The sequence below is a fragment of the Amycolatopsis sp. NPDC114504 genome (genome assembly GCF_055633595.1).
The window spans coordinates 160,340-175,087 of record NZ_JBVKDU010000002.1 but is presented as its reverse complement, the minus strand read 5'-3'; the positions used below and the strand labels follow the sequence as shown (position 1 = coordinate 175,087).

The 14,748-nt window shown below is 69.6% G+C and carries 15 protein-coding genes; 9 read left to right on the top strand and 6 right to left on the bottom strand.

The genetic code is table 11. The features are described 5' to 3' along the window. The first annotated feature begins 145 nt into the window (after window positions 1–145). The 3 genes from ACZ7PG_RS12345 to ACZ7PG_RS12335 all read left to right on the top strand — a co-directional run bounded on the left by ACZ7PG_RS12345 (window position 146) and on the right by ACZ7PG_RS12335 (window position 3,431). Window positions 146–1,660 (top strand): S1C family serine protease, encoded by a 1,515-nt coding sequence (locus ACZ7PG_RS12345; protein ID WP_470239185.1) that lies wholly within the window; start codon window positions 146–148, stop codon window positions 1,658–1,660. Window positions 1,661–1,736: 76 nt separating this feature from the next. Beyond that, the gene (tatB, locus tag ACZ7PG_RS12340) at window positions 1,737–2,162 is read left to right on the top strand and encodes a Sec-independent protein translocase protein TatB (RefSeq protein ID WP_470239184.1); all 426 of its coding nucleotides are present in this window, start codon (window positions 1,737–1,739) and stop codon (window positions 2,160–2,162) included. Between the two features lie 216 nt (window positions 2,163–2,378). Continuing rightward, window positions 2,379–3,431: a hypothetical protein gene (locus tag ACZ7PG_RS12335; RefSeq protein ID WP_470239183.1), complete on the top strand. Its 1,053-nt coding sequence runs from the start codon at window positions 2,379–2,381 to the stop codon at window positions 3,429–3,431. 7 nt (window positions 3,432–3,438) lie between these two features. Here the strand turns inward: ACZ7PG_RS12335 and ACZ7PG_RS12330 are convergent, their stop codons facing one another. Genes ACZ7PG_RS12330 through ACZ7PG_RS12315 form a run of 4 tightly spaced genes read right to left on the bottom strand, consistent with a single transcriptional unit; the run spans window position 3,439 to window position 7,320 of the window. Further along, complete coding sequence (locus ACZ7PG_RS12330; protein WP_470239182.1) at window positions 3,439–4,584, bottom strand: Mrp/NBP35 family ATP-binding protein; 1,146 nt, start codon at window positions 4,582–4,584, stop codon at window positions 3,439–3,441. Window positions 4,585–4,594: 10 nt separating this feature from the next. After that, window positions 4,595–5,104 (bottom strand): DUF1003 domain-containing protein, encoded by a 510-nt coding sequence (locus ACZ7PG_RS12325; protein WP_285482684.1) that lies wholly within the window; start codon window positions 5,102–5,104, stop codon window positions 4,595–4,597. After that, on the bottom strand, window positions 5,097–6,398 hold the full coding sequence (locus ACZ7PG_RS12320) for a magnesium transporter MgtE N-terminal domain-containing protein (RefSeq protein WP_470239181.1): 1,302 nt from the start codon (window positions 6,396–6,398) through the stop codon (window positions 5,097–5,099). Before ACZ7PG_RS12320 ends, ACZ7PG_RS12325 begins: the two co-directional genes overlap by 8 nt. 10 nt (window positions 6,399–6,408) lie before the next feature. Further along, window positions 6,409–7,320, bottom strand: a complete 912-nt coding sequence (locus ACZ7PG_RS12315) for an aminoglycoside phosphotransferase family protein (RefSeq protein WP_470239180.1) — start codon at window positions 7,318–7,320, stop codon at window positions 6,409–6,411. 93 nt (window positions 7,321–7,413) lie between these two features. Here ACZ7PG_RS12315 and ACZ7PG_RS12310 point away from each other — a divergent pair, with 93 nt between their 5' ends. After that, entirely contained in the window at window positions 7,414–8,289 is an 876-nt protein-coding gene (locus ACZ7PG_RS12310) for a slipin family protein (protein ID WP_470239179.1), read from the top strand. Here the strand turns inward: ACZ7PG_RS12310 and ACZ7PG_RS12305 are convergent. Both ACZ7PG_RS12305 and ACZ7PG_RS12300 read right to left on the bottom strand, forming a co-directional pair. Next, a complete protein-coding gene (locus tag ACZ7PG_RS12305; RefSeq protein WP_470239178.1) occupies window positions 8,286–8,951 on the bottom strand; it encodes a DUF4190 domain-containing protein in 666 nt (221 codons plus the stop codon). The two genes, ACZ7PG_RS12310 and ACZ7PG_RS12305, sit on opposite strands and share 4 nt — an antisense overlap. 45 nt (window positions 8,952–8,996) lie before the next feature. Beyond that, complete coding sequence (locus tag ACZ7PG_RS12300) at window positions 8,997–9,386, bottom strand: DUF4190 domain-containing protein (protein ID WP_470239177.1); 390 nt, start codon at window positions 9,384–9,386, stop codon at window positions 8,997–8,999. A gap of 139 nt (window positions 9,387–9,525) precedes the next feature. On the opposite strand from ACZ7PG_RS12300, the gene ACZ7PG_RS12295 reads away from it, so the two are divergent. From ACZ7PG_RS12295 to ACZ7PG_RS12275, 5 genes are all read left to right on the top strand, one after another. Then, on the top strand, window positions 9,526–10,722 hold the full coding sequence (locus ACZ7PG_RS12295) for an acyl-CoA dehydrogenase family protein (RefSeq protein ID WP_470239176.1): 1,197 nt from the start codon (window positions 9,526–9,528) through the stop codon (window positions 10,720–10,722). A gap of 118 nt (window positions 10,723–10,840) precedes the next feature. After that, window positions 10,841–11,365 carry a YflT domain-containing protein gene (locus ACZ7PG_RS12290; protein ID WP_470239175.1) on the top strand — a complete coding sequence of 175 codons (525 nt, stop codon included), beginning with the start codon at window positions 10,841–10,843 and terminating at the stop codon, window positions 11,363–11,365. A 253-nt stretch (window positions 11,366–11,618) separates the two neighbouring features. Further along, window positions 11,619–12,941 carry an ABC transporter substrate-binding protein gene (locus ACZ7PG_RS12285; RefSeq protein WP_470239174.1) on the top strand — a complete coding sequence of 441 codons (1,323 nt, stop codon included), beginning with the start codon at window positions 11,619–11,621 and terminating at the stop codon, window positions 12,939–12,941. Further along, complete coding sequence (locus ACZ7PG_RS12280; RefSeq protein WP_470239173.1) at window positions 12,938–13,909, top strand: carbohydrate ABC transporter permease; 972 nt, start codon at window positions 12,938–12,940, stop codon at window positions 13,907–13,909. Before ACZ7PG_RS12285 ends, ACZ7PG_RS12280 begins: the two co-directional genes overlap by 4 nt. Then, entirely contained in the window at window positions 13,909–14,748 is an 840-nt protein-coding gene (locus ACZ7PG_RS12275) for a carbohydrate ABC transporter permease (protein WP_323334521.1), read from the top strand. Before ACZ7PG_RS12280 ends, ACZ7PG_RS12275 begins: the two co-directional genes overlap by 1 nt.

Genomic DNA, 14,748 nt, shown 5'->3' with positions numbered 1-14,748 from the left:
CCATGAGGGATTCCTCGTGGCGGCCTTCGTCATGTCCGGTGCCCGGCCCAAGCAACAGCCATTTCACTGACGGACCGGCAGACTCGCGGCACCGGGTTTGGGTATCGTCACGCCCAGCCACCTGATCTTCAGCACCGGGGAATGAATGACCGAGCCGAACGTGAATCCCGAGCAGCCCGGCGCGCCTGACGCCGACCGGCTGGGTCCGCGGCCGCTCGCGCGGCCGGCCGTCGATGCGGCGCAGGCCGCCGTCTTCGGCAGGCCGAGTGGGGTCGACGGGGCGTTCGACCAGCTCTACTCCCCGCAGAAGTCCAACGGTGTCCGGCTCGCCCCGCCCGCTCCCGAGTCCCTCGCCGAAGCCTTCCGGCGGCCGCCCGGGGCCGAAGGCGTGCTGCTCGAACGGCCGCGGGAAGCCACCGGCGATCCGAAAGAGCACGAGCCGCCCCTCTGGAACAGCACCAGCGATCCCTGGCGCGATCCGGGCGCGGGCGCCGTCCTCGCCGGTCCGGCGGTGCCCGCCGAAGACGAGGAAAAGCCCGCCAAACGTCCGCCCGGCGCCCTGCTCAGCCTGCCCGAGGTCCTCTTCGGACGCCGTGTGCGGCCGAAGGCGCTGGTCCTGCTCGGGGTCGTCGCGCTGCTCATCGGGGCCGCCGGCGGGTTCGTCGGCTGGTGGGTCGCCGACACCGGGAACGGCCTCACCGGCTCCGCCACCATCTCCGAAGCCGAAGCCGCCAAGGAACGCCCCGCCGGTTCCATCGCGGAGATCACCAAGCGCGTCGCGCCCGCCGTCGTCTCGCTCGAGGTCTTCAAGCCCGGCGCCGACTCCGGCGAGCAGGGCTCCGGCGTGATGATCGACCCCCAGGGCTACATCCTCACCAACGAGCACGTGATCTCCTCCGCGAGCGCCGACCCGGCCGTCAAGGTCACCGCGATCTTCATCGACGGCACCCGCACCGAGGCGAAGCTCGTCGGCTCCGACCAGAAGACCGACCTCGCCGTCGTCAAGGTCAACGTCACCAACCCGACCGTCCTGCAGATCGGCAAGTCCTCGGACCTGCAGGTCGGCGACACGGTGATGGCCATCGGCTCGCCGCTCGCGCTGCAGAACTCCGTGACCGCCGGCATCGTCAGCGCCCTCAACCGGCCGATCACCGCGGGCGGCGACAACGGCGCCCCGCCGGTCACCTACGAAGCCATCCAGACCGACGCCGCCATCAACCACGGCAACTCGGGTGGCGCGCTCGTCGACTCCACCGGCGCGCTCGTCGGGATCAACTCGTCGATCCGCTCCTCCGGCGCGGACGGCGGCAGCATCGGCATCGGCTTCGCCATCCCGAGCGACTACGCGGTCAAGATCGCGAAGGCGCTCATCAAGGACGGCAAGGTCCAGCACGCCGACATCGGCATCAACGCCTCCTCGACCGTCGCCGGCTCCTCCACCATGGGCGCCCAGGTGAAGAACGTCGCGCCCGGCGGGCCGGCCGCGAACGCCGGCATCAAGGAGGGCGACGTCATCACGAAGATCGGCGGCCGCCTGGTGCGGGACTCCTCCGAGCTGACGGTCGCGGTGCGCGCCCACGACGTCGGCGAGGTCGTTCCGGTGCAGCTGGTCCGGGACGGCGCGAGCTTCGTCGTCGACGTAACCCTGGCTTCCGACTGAGTTCCCGCGTTCGGCCTGCCGGAGCGCGGGCCGGGGCGGGTACCCTGGGCGGGTAGGTTCCGAGCGGAGGTAGACGGTGTTCGACAGTGTCGGATGGGGGGAAATCCTCGTCCTCATCATCGCCGGTCTTTTCATCCTCGGCCCGGAACGGCTTCCCGAAGCGGCGTCCTGGATGGCGAAGAGCGTGAAGAAGGTCCGCGACTTCGCGACCGGCGCGCGGGAACAGCTCCGTGAGGAGATGGGCCCGGAGTTCGACCAGCTCCGCAAGCCGCTCGAAGACCTGCGCGGGCTGCGCAACTTCGACCCGAAGCGGGTGGTGACGCAGCACCTGTTCGACGGTGACGCGGACCCGCTCGGCATCAAGGGCATCACGAACGGCAGCCCGAACCTGAGCGGGAGCAACGGTTCCAACGGGACGAACGGGTACACGGCGCCCCAGGCGAAGCAGCCGGAGCCGCTGAAGCCGGGAGAGCGCCCGCCGATCGACCCGGACGCCACGTAGTCTCAGCCGCTGAAGCCGGGGGAGCGCCCGCCGATCGACCCGGACGCCACGTAGCCTCAGCTGGTTATCCACAGCTCAGCCGTGATGTGGACAAGTCGGCCATTGCCGAGGCATTTAGGGTTTTCCGTGTGCTGCCCCCGGTAAAATAAGAGCGGGGCCGGACCCCCGGAGAGGGTGGGGGCTGCTTTTGTGGCCCCGTCGACAAATGGGGGACAAATGAAACTCAAGTCGCTGGGCTGTGTCCTGCTCGCGGCAGGACTGCTGGGGTCGGCGCAAACGGCCTCCGCCGCGGAAACCGCCGCCGCCTGCACCTGGAAGCCCACCGCCCTCGGCGCGGGCACCGCCGTCAGCGCGCAGGTGACCGCCACCGACGACAAGGGGAACTTCGCCGGCTGGACACTGCCGACCGACGAGTTCGGCGTGACCCGCCGCGCCGCTTCCTGGACCGGCGCGGCGTTCACCGACCTCGGCACGGCGGGTACCGCCGGTGCCGCCGTGACCGCCGAGAACCGCTCGGGCGCCGTCGCCGGGACCGCGAGCTACTCGCTCTTCGGGTCCGGCTTCCTCTTCCAGAAGGCCTTCAAGAGCTCCGGCGGCACCCTCGTGCAGCTGCCGTTCCCGACCTCGAGCCAGCTGCCCGCGGGCTACACGCTCTCGAGCGCGCTCGGCATCACCGACTCCGGCGACGTCATCGGCGTCGTGCGCAAGCAGAACGGCTCAGGCACGACCCCGGTCCGCTGGCCCGCCGCCCAGCCGGGCACCGTGACGCTGCTGACCGGCCTGCCGTCGGGCCTGGCCGCGGTCGACACGGACGGCTCGATCGTGCTGAACAGCGGGGACATCTGGCGCGACGGGACGCTGACCCACCTGGGCACCCTGCCGGGCCTCGAGTACGCGTGGCCCGAGGCCATCAAGGACGGCCGCGTCGTCGGCTACGGCGTCTACAACGGCAAGAAGGTCGGCGTGTACTGGGACCAGCAGCACGCCGCCCAAGTCCTGCCGAAGTCCAGCTACAACCTGTCCAACGGCAACCCGGGCTTCTCCATCAACGCGAACGGCCTGATCACCGGCCGGATCGACGAAGCGAACGGCGGCAACGACGCGGCGGGTACCGGCTACGGCGTCTGGAACCAGGGCACCTTCGTCTCGAAGTTCGGTGACCTCAAGGCCGACCTGCCCGTGGTCGTCGGCGACGACGGCACCGTGGGTGGCTACCGCCACGACTCCGCGACGCAGCACTCCACCGCGTACGTCTGGCGCTGCTCCTAGGGACGGCTCAGCGGCCGGCCGGGGTGACGTTCAGCATCATCCCGGCCAGGCCGCGCGCCCGGACCGTCAGCTTCTTCGCCGTCTCCTTCAGCACCACCGACGCCGGCGCGTCCGGGGCGGTCAGCACCAGCGGCGTTCCCGCGTCGCCCTGCTCGCGCAGGCGCGGGTCCAGCGGCACCTGACCCAGCAGCGGCACCTCGGAGCCGATCGACTTCGTCAGCGACTCGGCCACCGTCTGGCCGCCGCCCGAGCCGAAGATCTCCAGGCGGGAGCCGTCTTCCTGCTCCAGCCACGACATGTTCTCGATGACCCCGGCGACGCGCTGACGCGTCTGCAGCGCGATCGCGCCGGCCCGCTCGGCCACCTCCGCCGCGGCCTGCTGCGGGGTCGTGACCACCAGGATCTCCGCGTTCGGGATCAGCTGGGCCACCGAGATCGCGATGTCGCCGGTGCCCGGCGGCAGGTCCAGCAGCAGGATGTCGAGGTCGCCCCAGAAGACGTCCGCCAGGAACTGCTGCAGCGCGCGGTGCAGCATCGGCCCGCGCCACACCACCGGCGTGTTGCCCGGGGTGAACATGCCGATCGAGATCACCTTCACGCCGTGCGCCTGCGGCGGCATGATCATCGTGTCGACCTTGGTCGGCTTCTCGCGTGTGCCCAGCATGCGGGGGATCGAGTGGCCGTAGATGTCGGCGTCGACGACACCCACCGAGAGGCCCCGCTGGGCCATCGCCGCGGCCAGGTTCACCGTGACCGACGACTTGCCGACGCCGCCCTTGCCCGACGCCACGCAGTACACCCGCGTCATCGAGCCCGGCTGCGCGAACGGGATGACCGGCTCCGCGGCGTCCCCGCGCAGCGACTTCCGCAGCTCGGAGCGCTGTTCGTCACTCATGACGTCGAGCTCCACGCGGACGTCGGCGACGCCCGGGAGCTTCGAGACGGCTTCCTTCGTGTCGTTGGTCAGCGTCGCCTTGAGCGGGCAGCCGGCCACCGTCAGGTAGATCCCGACGGTGACGACACCGTCTTCGCCGACGACGACGTCCTTCACCATCCCCAGGTCCGTGATGGGTTTGTGGATCTCGGGATCTTGCACGCTCTTCAGCGCGCTGCGGACGTCGTCGACGCTGGGGAGCTGCTGAGTGCTGGTCACCCCGTCCATGTTACGAGCCGGTAGGAGTGCGGTTCGGTTTGGCCTTCCTGGGCTGGACGTCGAGGTCCTCCCGCAGCCGGTCCAGCTCGCTGCGCAGGTAGTCCCGCGTCGCCACTTCGCCGACCGCCAGCCGCAGCGCCGCCAGCTCCCGGGCCAGGTATTCGGTGTCGGCCTTCGTCTGCGCGGCCCGGTTCCGGTCCTCGTCCAGCGAGACGCGGTCGCGGTCGTCCTGCCGGTTCTGCGCGAGCAGGATCAGCGGCGCCGCGTACGCCGCCTGCGTCGAAAAGGCCAGGTTGAGCAGGATGAACGGGTACGGGTCCCACTGCAGCGACACCGCGAACAGGTTCAGCACGATCCAGACGAACACCAGCAGCGTCTGCCAGAACAGGTACTTCCCGGTGCCGAGGAACCGGGCGACGCGCTCGGTGAGCCTGCCGAAGGTGTCCGGATCGATGTTCAGCTTGAACCGGCTCTGGCTGCGCGGCTGGTCCAGCCGCCGTCCGGACGTCAGTTCAGGCACGGTCCGCCTCCTCCAGGTGTTCGCCGGTCTCGCCGGTGGTGTCGTGCAGGCCGGTTTCGCGCCAGTCCTCGGGCAGCAGGTGGTCGAGGACGTCGTCCACGGTGACCGCGCCGAGCAGGTGGTCTTCGGTGTCGACGACCGGGCCGCAGGTCAGGTTGTAGGCGGCGAAGTACCGCGTGACCTCGGCCAGCGTCGCGTTGGGGCGCAGCGCCGCCAGGCCGGTGTCGACGGCGCTCGCCACGAGCTCGGCCGGCGGCTCGCGCAGCAGCCGCTGGAAGTGCACGACGCCGACGAAACGCCCGGTCGGCGTCGCGGTCGGCGGGCGGCAGACGAACACCATGCTGGCCAGCGCGGGCGGCAGCTCGGCGTTGCGGATGTGGGCCAGCGCCTCGGCGATCGTCGTGTCGGGCGTGAGCACCACCGGCTCCGGCGTCATCAGGCCGCCCGCGGTGTCGGACGAGTAGGCCAGCAGCCGCTTGACCGGCGCGGACTCCTCCGGCTCCATCAGCTCCAGCAGCCGGCTCTGCTCCGCGGGAGCGAGCTCGGCGAGCAGGTCGGCGGCGTCGTCCGGGTTCATCGCCTCGAGGATGTCGGCCGCGCGCTCCTCGGCGAGGTAGGACAGCAGCTCCTTCTGGTCGTCGTCCGGCAGCTCCTCGAGGACGTCGGCCAGGCGCTCGTCGTCCATCGCGTCGGCGACCTCGTGCCGGCGCTTGAGCGGCAGGTCGCGGACGGTCGCGGCGACGTCGACCGAGCGCATGGTGTCGAACAACATGAGCAGCTGGCCCGCGCCCTGCGGCTGCTTCGCCAGGTCGGCGAGCCCCAGCCCGGCGACCTCCTCCCACCGCAGCACCTGCATGGCCGACCGGCGGCGGCCGAGCCCGGCGCGCCGCTCGCGGATGGCGATCTTGGCCAGCACCCAGTCGCGGGTGCGGGTCGGCTCCATCCCGGCGTCGACGACGGTGATCCGGGTGCCGGACCCGGCCAGCGTCGCGTGCGCGTCGAGCAGCTGGCCGAGCACGAGGACCTCGTTGGGGCGCTGGTTGAACTGGCGCATGTTGACCGAGCCGGTGGCGAGCGTCACGGCGCTCGGTTCGATCGAGGTGACGCGCAGCATCGGCACGAACACCCGCCGCCGCGTGGTCAGCTCGACGACCAGCCCGAGGATCCGCGGTGGCTGCGCGTCGAGACGCAGGCCGGCGACCAGGTCGCGGACGCGTCCGATGGACTCGCCGTCCGGCCCGAAAACCGGCAACCCGGACAGCTGAGCTGCGAAAACCCTGTTGACCGCGGCCATGCCGCCGACCCTATCGGCTGGCTGCCCAGGGAGCGATTTCCGCCACGGTGGCGAACGCCGGGTCGTCGCTGTCCTCGCCGGAGTCCGCGAACTCTTCGACCATCCAGATCCAGTTCTGCACCGCGCGCACGAGCGTCCAGGCGCGTGCTTTCTCGGCGTCCAGCTCCAGCGAAGCGACGATCAGCGCCATCCGTTCGTCCAGTGTGGACTCGGTGAAGCGGTTCCAGAACAACGGGATCACGCCGTACTCGAGGTCACCGGCCAGCGGCTTCGGGTCGATGACCAGCCACGGCTCCCGCGTGCCGGCCAGGACGTTCTGGAAGTGCAGGTCCTCGTTCACCAGCAGCGATCCCGCGTCCGGCCCCAGTTCGCGGCAGATCGCGACGGCGTCGTCGACGAGCCGCCGCTCGAACGGCTCGCCCAGCTCGGCCCACCGGCGGGGCAGCTCTTCGGTGAGTCTTTCGGCCTCCACACGCACACTCCTGGCCAGCCCCGGCGGCGCGGCGACGGCCAGGCGGCGGGCCAGCGAGCCGAGCAGCGGGACGGCTTCGCGCAGCGGGAGGTCGTCGAGGGTGCGCGTGGCGTCGAGCCGTTCGAGCAGCAGGACGCCGTCCTCCGGGGCGGACTCCAGCAGCAGCACCGCACCCCGGCCGGCCCATGTGGACAGTGCGAGCGGCTCGTCGGCGGACTCTTCGTCGCGCCAGCCGAGCTTCAGCACCACCGGCGTGCCGTCGGGCCGGCGCGCGGGCTGCACCACGCCGACGTAGCCGTGCATGGCCTCGCCCTCGAACGTCAGGCCCCACTTCCGGGCGTACCCGGCGGCCAGGTCCGGCAGGGCGGCCACCCAGGCGGCGGCCTCCGGGCCGAGCACCCGGGGCGCCCGGTCGGCGAACAGCGGCGGGACGCGGAGATCGTTCACCACCCCAGTCTGGTCGGCGCGTCCAGTGCGTTTCGTCCTGGTCGAGGCGGGCGTACGCTGGGGTTTCAGGGGAAAAACGCAACCCCGGGAGCAGCCATGGTGGTGGAGATCCTCAGCGCCGTAGTCGTCGCGGGCGGAGCCTGGCTCGCGGCCGGTGTGCGCGTCGTGAAGCAGTACGAGCGAGGGCTGGTCTTCCGGTTCGGCCGGGTGCGGGCCCGGGTCTCGGACCCCGGCCTGACGCTGCTGGTGCCGTTCGTGGACCGGATGCAGAAGGTCAACATGCAGATCGTGACCCTGCCGATCCCCGCCCAGGACGGCATCACCCGGGACAACGTCACGGTCCGGGTCGACGCGGTCGTCTACTTCAAGGTCATCGACCCGGTCGTCGCGGCGGTCAACGTCCAGGACTACCGGTCGGCGGTCGGCCAGGTCGCGCAGACGTCGCTGCGCTCGATCATCGGCAAGAGCGAGCTCGACGACCTGCTCTCCAACCGCGAGCGCCTCAACGAGGGCCTGGAGCTGATGATCGACAGCCCGGCGCTGGACTGGGGCATCCACATCGACCGCGTCGAGATCAAGGACGTCGCGCTGCCGGAGGCGATGAAGCGGTCGATGTCGCGGCAGGCCGAGGCGGAGCGGGAACGGCGCGCGCGCGTCATCTCCGCCGACGGTGAGCTGCAGGCGTCGCACAAGCTCGCGCAGGCCGCGGCGACGATGGCCGACACACCGTCGGCGATGCAGCTGCGGCTGCTGGAGACGGTGGTCCAGGTGTCGTCGGAGAAGAACTCGACGCTGATCCTGCCGTTCCCGGTGGAGCTGCTGCGCTTCCTCGACGCGCACACGCCGAAGGCCGCGCCCGCGGCTCCCGCGGCTCAGCCCGAGCCCGAAGCCGTGGAAGCGAAGCCGGAGGCGAACGGCCACGCGACGTCGTCGCCGCGCAGCCCCGGCGACGCGGTGCTGCCGGCGGACTAGGTCAGCCGGCCGTTCGCGGTCAGGATGATGAGGGTGGTGAAGAAGCCGACCCACAGCGCGATCACGACGTAGCCCACGATCACGGCGGCCGTGGCCAGCCCGCGGCCGCCCGCTTCGCCGCGGTTCGTCTTGCTCAGCGCGAGGTGGCCCATGACCAGCCCGGCGATCGCGGTGATGCCGGAGCAGAAGCCGAGGATCGAGCACACCAGCGCGCCGATCGCCAGCGCGTTGTCCGCGCGGCGCGAGGCGGGGACGTACGGCGGCTGGACGTAGGGCGCCGGGCCGCCGTACGGCTGGCCATAGGCCGGCTGGTACGGCTGCTGGTACTGGTACGCGTACGTCGGCTGCGGCGTGCCGGGAGCGACGTACGGCGTGCCGGGGATGTGCGCGGCCGGGGCTTCGAACGCGCCGGGCGGCAGCTCACCGGCCGGCTCCGGAGCGGGCGGCTCCGGAGCCGGTGCGGAGGTTTCCGAGACGGCAGTGTCCGAGACAGTGCTGTCCGAGACGGCGGTGTCCGGGACGGTGGTGCCGGCGATCGTGCTGTCGGCCGCCGGCGGGTCGTAGTTCTCCGGCGTGTACGACGCGGGCTCCGCGGTGGGCGGCGGGTCGTACGAGACAGCCGGGTCTTCCGGACGGTCCTTGTCCCCGGACGGGTCGGTCATGGCGGGTCCCCTCGGTGCGTGCAGGAAGCCAACGTTAGCGGGCGTTCAGCGCAGGCCTCCGAAGAAGCCGAGGGTGAAGAGCAGGGCCACCAGCGCGATGTTCAGCGCGACCCCGGCGTACCCCACGATGACCGCCGCCAGCGCGAGCCCCTGCCCCTCCGCCTCGCCGCGCTTCGCCTTGGCGAGGGCGATGTGGCCCATCACGATGCCCGCGATGGTGACGAGGAAGCAGAGGAAGATGCCGAGGATCGAGCAGATCAGGGCGCCGACGGCGAGCCCCGGCCCCTCCGGCGGGCGCTGCATCCCGCCGGGGTACTGCGACGGGTACTGCGGAAAGCCGCCGGTCGGGTACTGCTGGCCGTAACCGGGCTGCTCGTAGCCGCCCGAGGGCGGCTGCTGGCCGTACGGATTGTTCGGGTCCTGCGGATAAGTCATGTTTTCCCTCCCGCGGAGCACTTTACGGTGCAGATCACGGGCAGCGTGAGCGCCCTCATAGCAGGGTTGGGGCTTTCGGGTCATACTCACCGGTAACCCAGCGCCGGGAGCCGGCGTCGCAACCGGAAAGGGAGCCGTGATGGCCCGTCTCGCCCAGACCGCCGGCTTGACCGACGTGCAGTCGGAGATCCTCGCGACCGTCCGCTCGTTCGTGGACAAGGAGGTCATCCCGCACGCGCAGGAGCTCGAGCACTCCGACACCTACCCGGCGGACATCGTCGAGGGCATGAAGGAGATGGGCCTGTTCGGGATCACCATCCCGGAGGAGTACGGCGGGCTCGGCGAGTCGCTGCTGACCTACGCGCTGGTCGTCGAGGAGATCGCGCGGGGCTGGATGAGCGTGTCCGGCGTGATCAACACGCACTTCATCGTGGCGCACATGATCACCCGTCACGGCACCGAGGCGCAGAAGCGGCACTTCCTGCCGCGGATGGCGACCGGTGAGGTGCGCGGCTCGTTCTCGATGTCGGAGCCGGACCTCGGCTCGGACGTCGCGGCGATCAAGACCAAGGCGAAGAAGACCGACGACGGCTACGTCATCGACGGCGCCAAGATGTGGCTGACCAACGGCGGCTCGTCGAACCTGATCGCGCTGCTGGTCAAGACCGACGAAGGGGCCGAGAAGGCCCACCAGAACCTGACGGCGTTCCTCGTCGAGAAGCCGGAGGGCTTCGGCGAGGTCGCGCCGGGCCTGACGATCCCCGGCAAGATCGACAAGATGGGCTACAAGGGCGTCGACACGACCGAAGCGGTCTTCGACGGCTACAAGATCGGCGCCGACATGGTGCTCGGCGAGGCGCCGGGCAAGGGCTTCGCGTACATGATGGACGGTGTCGAGGTCGGCCGCGTGAACGTCGCGGCGCGGGCGTGCGGCATCGCGATCCGGGCGTTCGAGCTGGCGGTGGAGTACGCGCAGCAGCGCAAGACGTTCGGCAAGGCCATCGCCGAGCACCAGGCGGTCGCGTTCAAGCTGGCCGAGATGGCGACCAAGGTCGAGGCGGCGCACCTGATGATGGTGAACGCGGCGCGGCTGAAGGACTCGGGCGAGCGCAACGACGTCGAGGCGGGGATGGCGAAGCTGATCGCGTCGGAGTACTGCGCGGAGGTCACGCAGGACGCCTTCCGCATCCACGGCGGGTACGGGTACTCGAAGGAGTACGAGATCGAGCGCCTGATGCGCGAGGCCCCGTTCCTGCTGATCGGCGAGGGGACGAGCGAGATCCAGAAGACCATCATCAGCCGCGGCCTGCTGCGGGAGTACAAGTCCCGCTCCTGAAGGAAGGCGCCGATTGTCGATACGGCGACAGTCGGCGCCCGGCCTTTCGGGGTAAGCGGCTCGCACGGTCCGGGCGTTCTTGACAAGATGGACGCCCAGACCCACGAGTGCGCAGGTGATGATGGTGAGTAGTCCCTTTGGCGGGGGCCGGGCGCAAGGTGGCCTCCCGCGGCTGCCGACCCCGCCGACCGGCTGGCCGATCGGGTCGTACGCGACCTACGGCGAGGCGCAGCAGGCCGTCGACTTCCTCGCGGACAGCGAGTTCTCCGTCAGCGACGTGACGATCGTCGGCGTCGACCTGATGCTCGTCGAACGCGTCATCGGCAAGCTCAGCTGGGGCCGTGTGCTCGGCACCGGCGCCGTCTCGGGCGCCTGGTTCGGCCTGTTCGCGGGGTTGCTGCTCGGGCTCTTCGTCAACCAGGGCTTCGCGCTGCAGCTGCTCACCGGGCTCGTGCTGGGCGTCCTCTCCGGGCTGATGTTCGCCGCCATCGGGTACAGCATGTCGCGCGGGCGGCGGGACTTCTCCTCGGCGAGCCAGCTGGTCGCCGGCCGCTACGACGTCCTGTGCCAGCCGCGCTCGGCCGAGCGGGCCCGGGAGCTGCTCGCCAAGCTGGCGCTCAAGCCGCCGCCGGCCAACATCTGAAAGAAACCCTGGAAAACACCGCCAATACCAGGGGAAAATCACAGTTCAGTCTGCAGTGGGCTGAATCGTTACCGATACTGCTTGCGGGGTGTGATCGCCCGGCATAAGTTGTCCGACACCAGTCGGGCGGCCTCGCCCTACCAGCGCGGCGGCCCGATCACTAGCACGTCGGGGTGCTGGCGCGGTTCGCCTCATCGCGTCGTGGTGCCACCGGCACCGCGGTATCCGGCGTGCATGCGGGTGAGGAGGCCTTATGGGGAAGAGGATCGGCGCGGGCAAACGGGGGCGCTCGCCCGGCCGTACCGCGGTCCTGCTGGGGGCAGGGGCTCTGGTGACCGGCATGCTGGCCGGTTGCGGATCGAGCGGCGGGCTCAAGATCAACGTTTACTACGCGCCCGAAGACAGCTTTCAGAAAGTCGTCGACAACTGCAACGCGGCGGCGAACGGCAAGTACGAAATCGTCTACAACAAGCTGCAGCGCGGGGCGGACGACCAGCGCCTGCAGATGGCCCGGCGGCTCGCCGCGGGCGACACCGCGATGGACGTCCTCGGCCTCGACGTGACCTGGGTTTCGGAGTTCGCCGAAGCCGGCTGGGTCGAGGAGTGGAAGGACCAGAACAAGGCGGCGGCGACCGAAGGCGTCCTGCAGGGACCGCTGGAAACGGCGACCTACAACGGGAAGCTCTACGCGGCCACCAAGAACACCAATGTCCAGCTGCTCTGGTACGACGACCGGATCACGCCCACGCCGCCGAAGACGTGGGACGAGATGATCCAGACGTCGAAGGACCTGAAACAACGCGGCAAGCCGTACAGCATCGTGTTCACCGGCGCGCAGTACGAAGGCCTGGTCGTCTTCTACAACACGCTCGTGGAGTCGATGGGCGGGCACATCCTGTCCGACGACGGCAAGTCCGTCGTCCTGGACGACGGCGCGGTGAAGGCGCTGGCGCTGCTGAAGCAGATCGCCTCGTCGGGCATCACCGACCCGTCGCTGACCAACTCGAAGGAGGACGACGTCCGGCAGACGTTCCAGCGCGGTGACGCCGCGTTCGAGCTCAACTGGCCGTTCGTCTACGCCTCCTACGCCAAGGAAAAGCCGCAGGACGTCTCGCACTTCAAGTGGGCCGTCTACCCCGAGGCGCAGGCCGGCACGCCGGCCAAGACCACGATCGGTGGCTACGACCTCGGCGTCAGCTCGCTGTCGCAGCACAAGCCCGAGGCGTTCGAAGCGGCGCTGTGCCTGCGCAACGCGGAGAACCAGAAGTTCTCGGCGATCAACGACGGGGTGCCGCCGACCATCGAATCGGTGTACCACAACGACGCGCCGCTCGACCCGTCGAAGCCGGCGAGCGCCGACAACCCGAACATGGCGCTCAAGTACCCGATGCGCGACTCGATCATCGACGCCATCAAGGACTCGGCGGTGCGGCCGCTGACCCCGGCGTACCAGAACATGTCGACCGTGATGTCGAAAGTCCTTTCCCCGCCGGGTGACATCGACCCGAAGGCCACCGCGGACAAGCTGCGCGAGCAGCTCAACGACGCGCTCCAGTCGAAGGGAGTGATCCCGTGACCGTCCAGGACTCGACCCCGGCGGACACCTCCGGGGCCACGGTCGCCCAGGAGGCGACCTCCCACAAGAAGGGCAAACCCGCCCTGTCGGAAGGGAAGAAGGCCGAGCGGAAGCTCGGGCTGTGGCTGTGCGCGCCCGCGTTCGTCGTGATGATCGCGGTCACCGGCTACCCGATCGTCTACTCGATCTGGCTGTCCCTGCAGCGCTACGACCTGAGGTTCCCGGCGCAGCAGGAGTTCGTCGGCTTCGACAACTACGGGGCCGTGCTGTCCAACTCGTACTGGTGGACGGCGTTCGGCACCACGATGTTCCTGACCGTGGTGTCGGTGGCGATCGAGTTCGTGCTCGGCATGGCGCTCGCCCTGGTCATGCACCGCACGCTCGTCGGGCGCGGCCTGGTCCGCACGGTCGCCCTGATCCCGTACGGCATCGTCACGGTCGTCGCGGCGTTCTCGTGGTACTACGCGTGGACGCCGAAGACCGGCTACCTGGCCAACTGGCTCGCCTCCGACGGTGCGCCGCTGACCGACCAGTGGCCGTCGATGTTCATCATCATCCTCGCCGAGGTGTGGAAGACCACGCCGTTCATGGCGCTGCTGCTGATGGCCGGCCTCGCGCTGGTGCCGGACGACCTGCTCAAGGCCGCGGCGATGGACGGTGCGAGCGGGTGGCAGCGGTTCACGAAGGTGATGCTGCCGGTGATGAAGCCGGCGATCCTGGTGGCGCTGCTGTTCCGCACGCTCGACGCCTTCCGGATCTTCGACAACATCTACGTGCTCACCGGTGGCGCGCAGGACACCGGATCGGTGTCCATGCAGACCTACGACAACCTGGTCAAGGGGCTCAACCTCGGGATCGGGTCGACGATGGCGGTGCTGATCTTCATCACCGTGGCGATCATCGCCTTCATCTTCATCAAGGTGTTCGGCACGGCCGCACCTGGCTCGGACGACGGGGGTAAGCGCTGATGGTGATGGGAACCGTCACGACGGGCCGCAAAGTTCGCTGGGGCCTGGTCGACATCCTCGTGCTCGTGTTCGCGCTGGTGCCGGTGCTCTGGGTCGTTTCGCTGTCGTTCAAGACCAAGGACACGCTGACCGACGGGTACTTCATCCCGCAGTCGTGGACCTGGCAGAACTACGCGGACATCTTCCAGACGTCGGAGTTCCTGCTGGCGCTGGTCAACTCGATCGGCATCGCGATCATCTCCACGGTGATCGCGGTGGTGCTGGGCACGATGGCCGCGTACGCCATCGCCCGGCTGGAGTTCCCCGGCAAGCAGCTGCTCGTCGGCCTCTCGCTGCTGATCGCGATGTTCCCGCAGGTGTCGCTGGTGACCCCGCTGTTCAACATCGAGCGGAACCTGGCGCTGTTCGACACCTGGCCGGGGCTGATCCTGCCCTACATCACGTTCGCCCTGCCGCTGTCGATCTACACGCTGTCGGCGTTCTTCCGGGAAATCCCGTGGGAGCTGGAAAAGGCGGCGAAGATGGACGGCGCGACGCCGGCCCAGGCGTTCCGGAAGGTGATCGCGCCGCTGGCCGCGCCAGGTGTGTTCACCACCGCGATCCTGGTGTTCATCTTCTGCTGGAACGACTTCCTGTTCGCCATCTCGCTGACGTCGACCACGGCGTCGCGCACGGTGCCGGCGGCGCTGTCGTTCTTCACCGGGTCGTCGCAGTTCGAAGACCCGACCGGGCAGGTGAGCGCGGCCGCGGTCGTCATCACCATCCCGATCATTGTGTTCGTGTTGTTCTTCCAGCGTCGCATCGTGGCGGGGCTGACCTCCGGTGCGGTGAAGGGGTAG

Excerpts from the sequence above, each read along its gene's own strand:
- ACZ7PG_RS12345 (WP_470239185.1), top strand. The coding sequence starts at position 146 with ATGACCGAGCCGAACGTGAATCCCGAGCAGCCCGGCGCGCCTGACGCC.
- ACZ7PG_RS12335 (WP_470239183.1), top strand. The coding sequence starts at position 2,379 with ATGAAACTCAAGTCGCTGGGCTGTGTCCTGCTCGCGGCAGGACTGCTG.
- ACZ7PG_RS12320 (WP_470239181.1), bottom strand. The coding sequence starts at position 6,398 with ATGGCCGCGGTCAACAGGGTTTTCGCAGCTCAGCTGTCCGGGTTGCCG.
- ACZ7PG_RS12310 (WP_470239179.1), top strand. The coding sequence starts at position 7,414 with ATGGTGGTGGAGATCCTCAGCGCCGTAGTCGTCGCGGGCGGAGCCTGG.
- ACZ7PG_RS12305 (WP_470239178.1), bottom strand. The coding sequence starts at position 8,951 with ATGACCGACCCGTCCGGGGACAAGGACCGTCCGGAAGACCCGGCTGTC.
- ACZ7PG_RS12300 (WP_470239177.1), bottom strand. The coding sequence starts at position 9,386 with ATGACTTATCCGCAGGACCCGAACAATCCGTACGGCCAGCAGCCGCCC.
- ACZ7PG_RS12295 (WP_470239176.1), top strand. The coding sequence starts at position 9,526 with ATGGCCCGTCTCGCCCAGACCGCCGGCTTGACCGACGTGCAGTCGGAG.
- ACZ7PG_RS12290 (WP_470239175.1), top strand. The coding sequence starts at position 10,841 with ATGATGGTGAGTAGTCCCTTTGGCGGGGGCCGGGCGCAAGGTGGCCTC.
- ACZ7PG_RS12285 (WP_470239174.1), top strand. The coding sequence starts at position 11,619 with ATGGGGAAGAGGATCGGCGCGGGCAAACGGGGGCGCTCGCCCGGCCGT.
- ACZ7PG_RS12275 (WP_323334521.1), top strand. The coding sequence starts at position 13,909 with ATGGTGATGGGAACCGTCACGACGGGCCGCAAAGTTCGCTGGGGCCTG.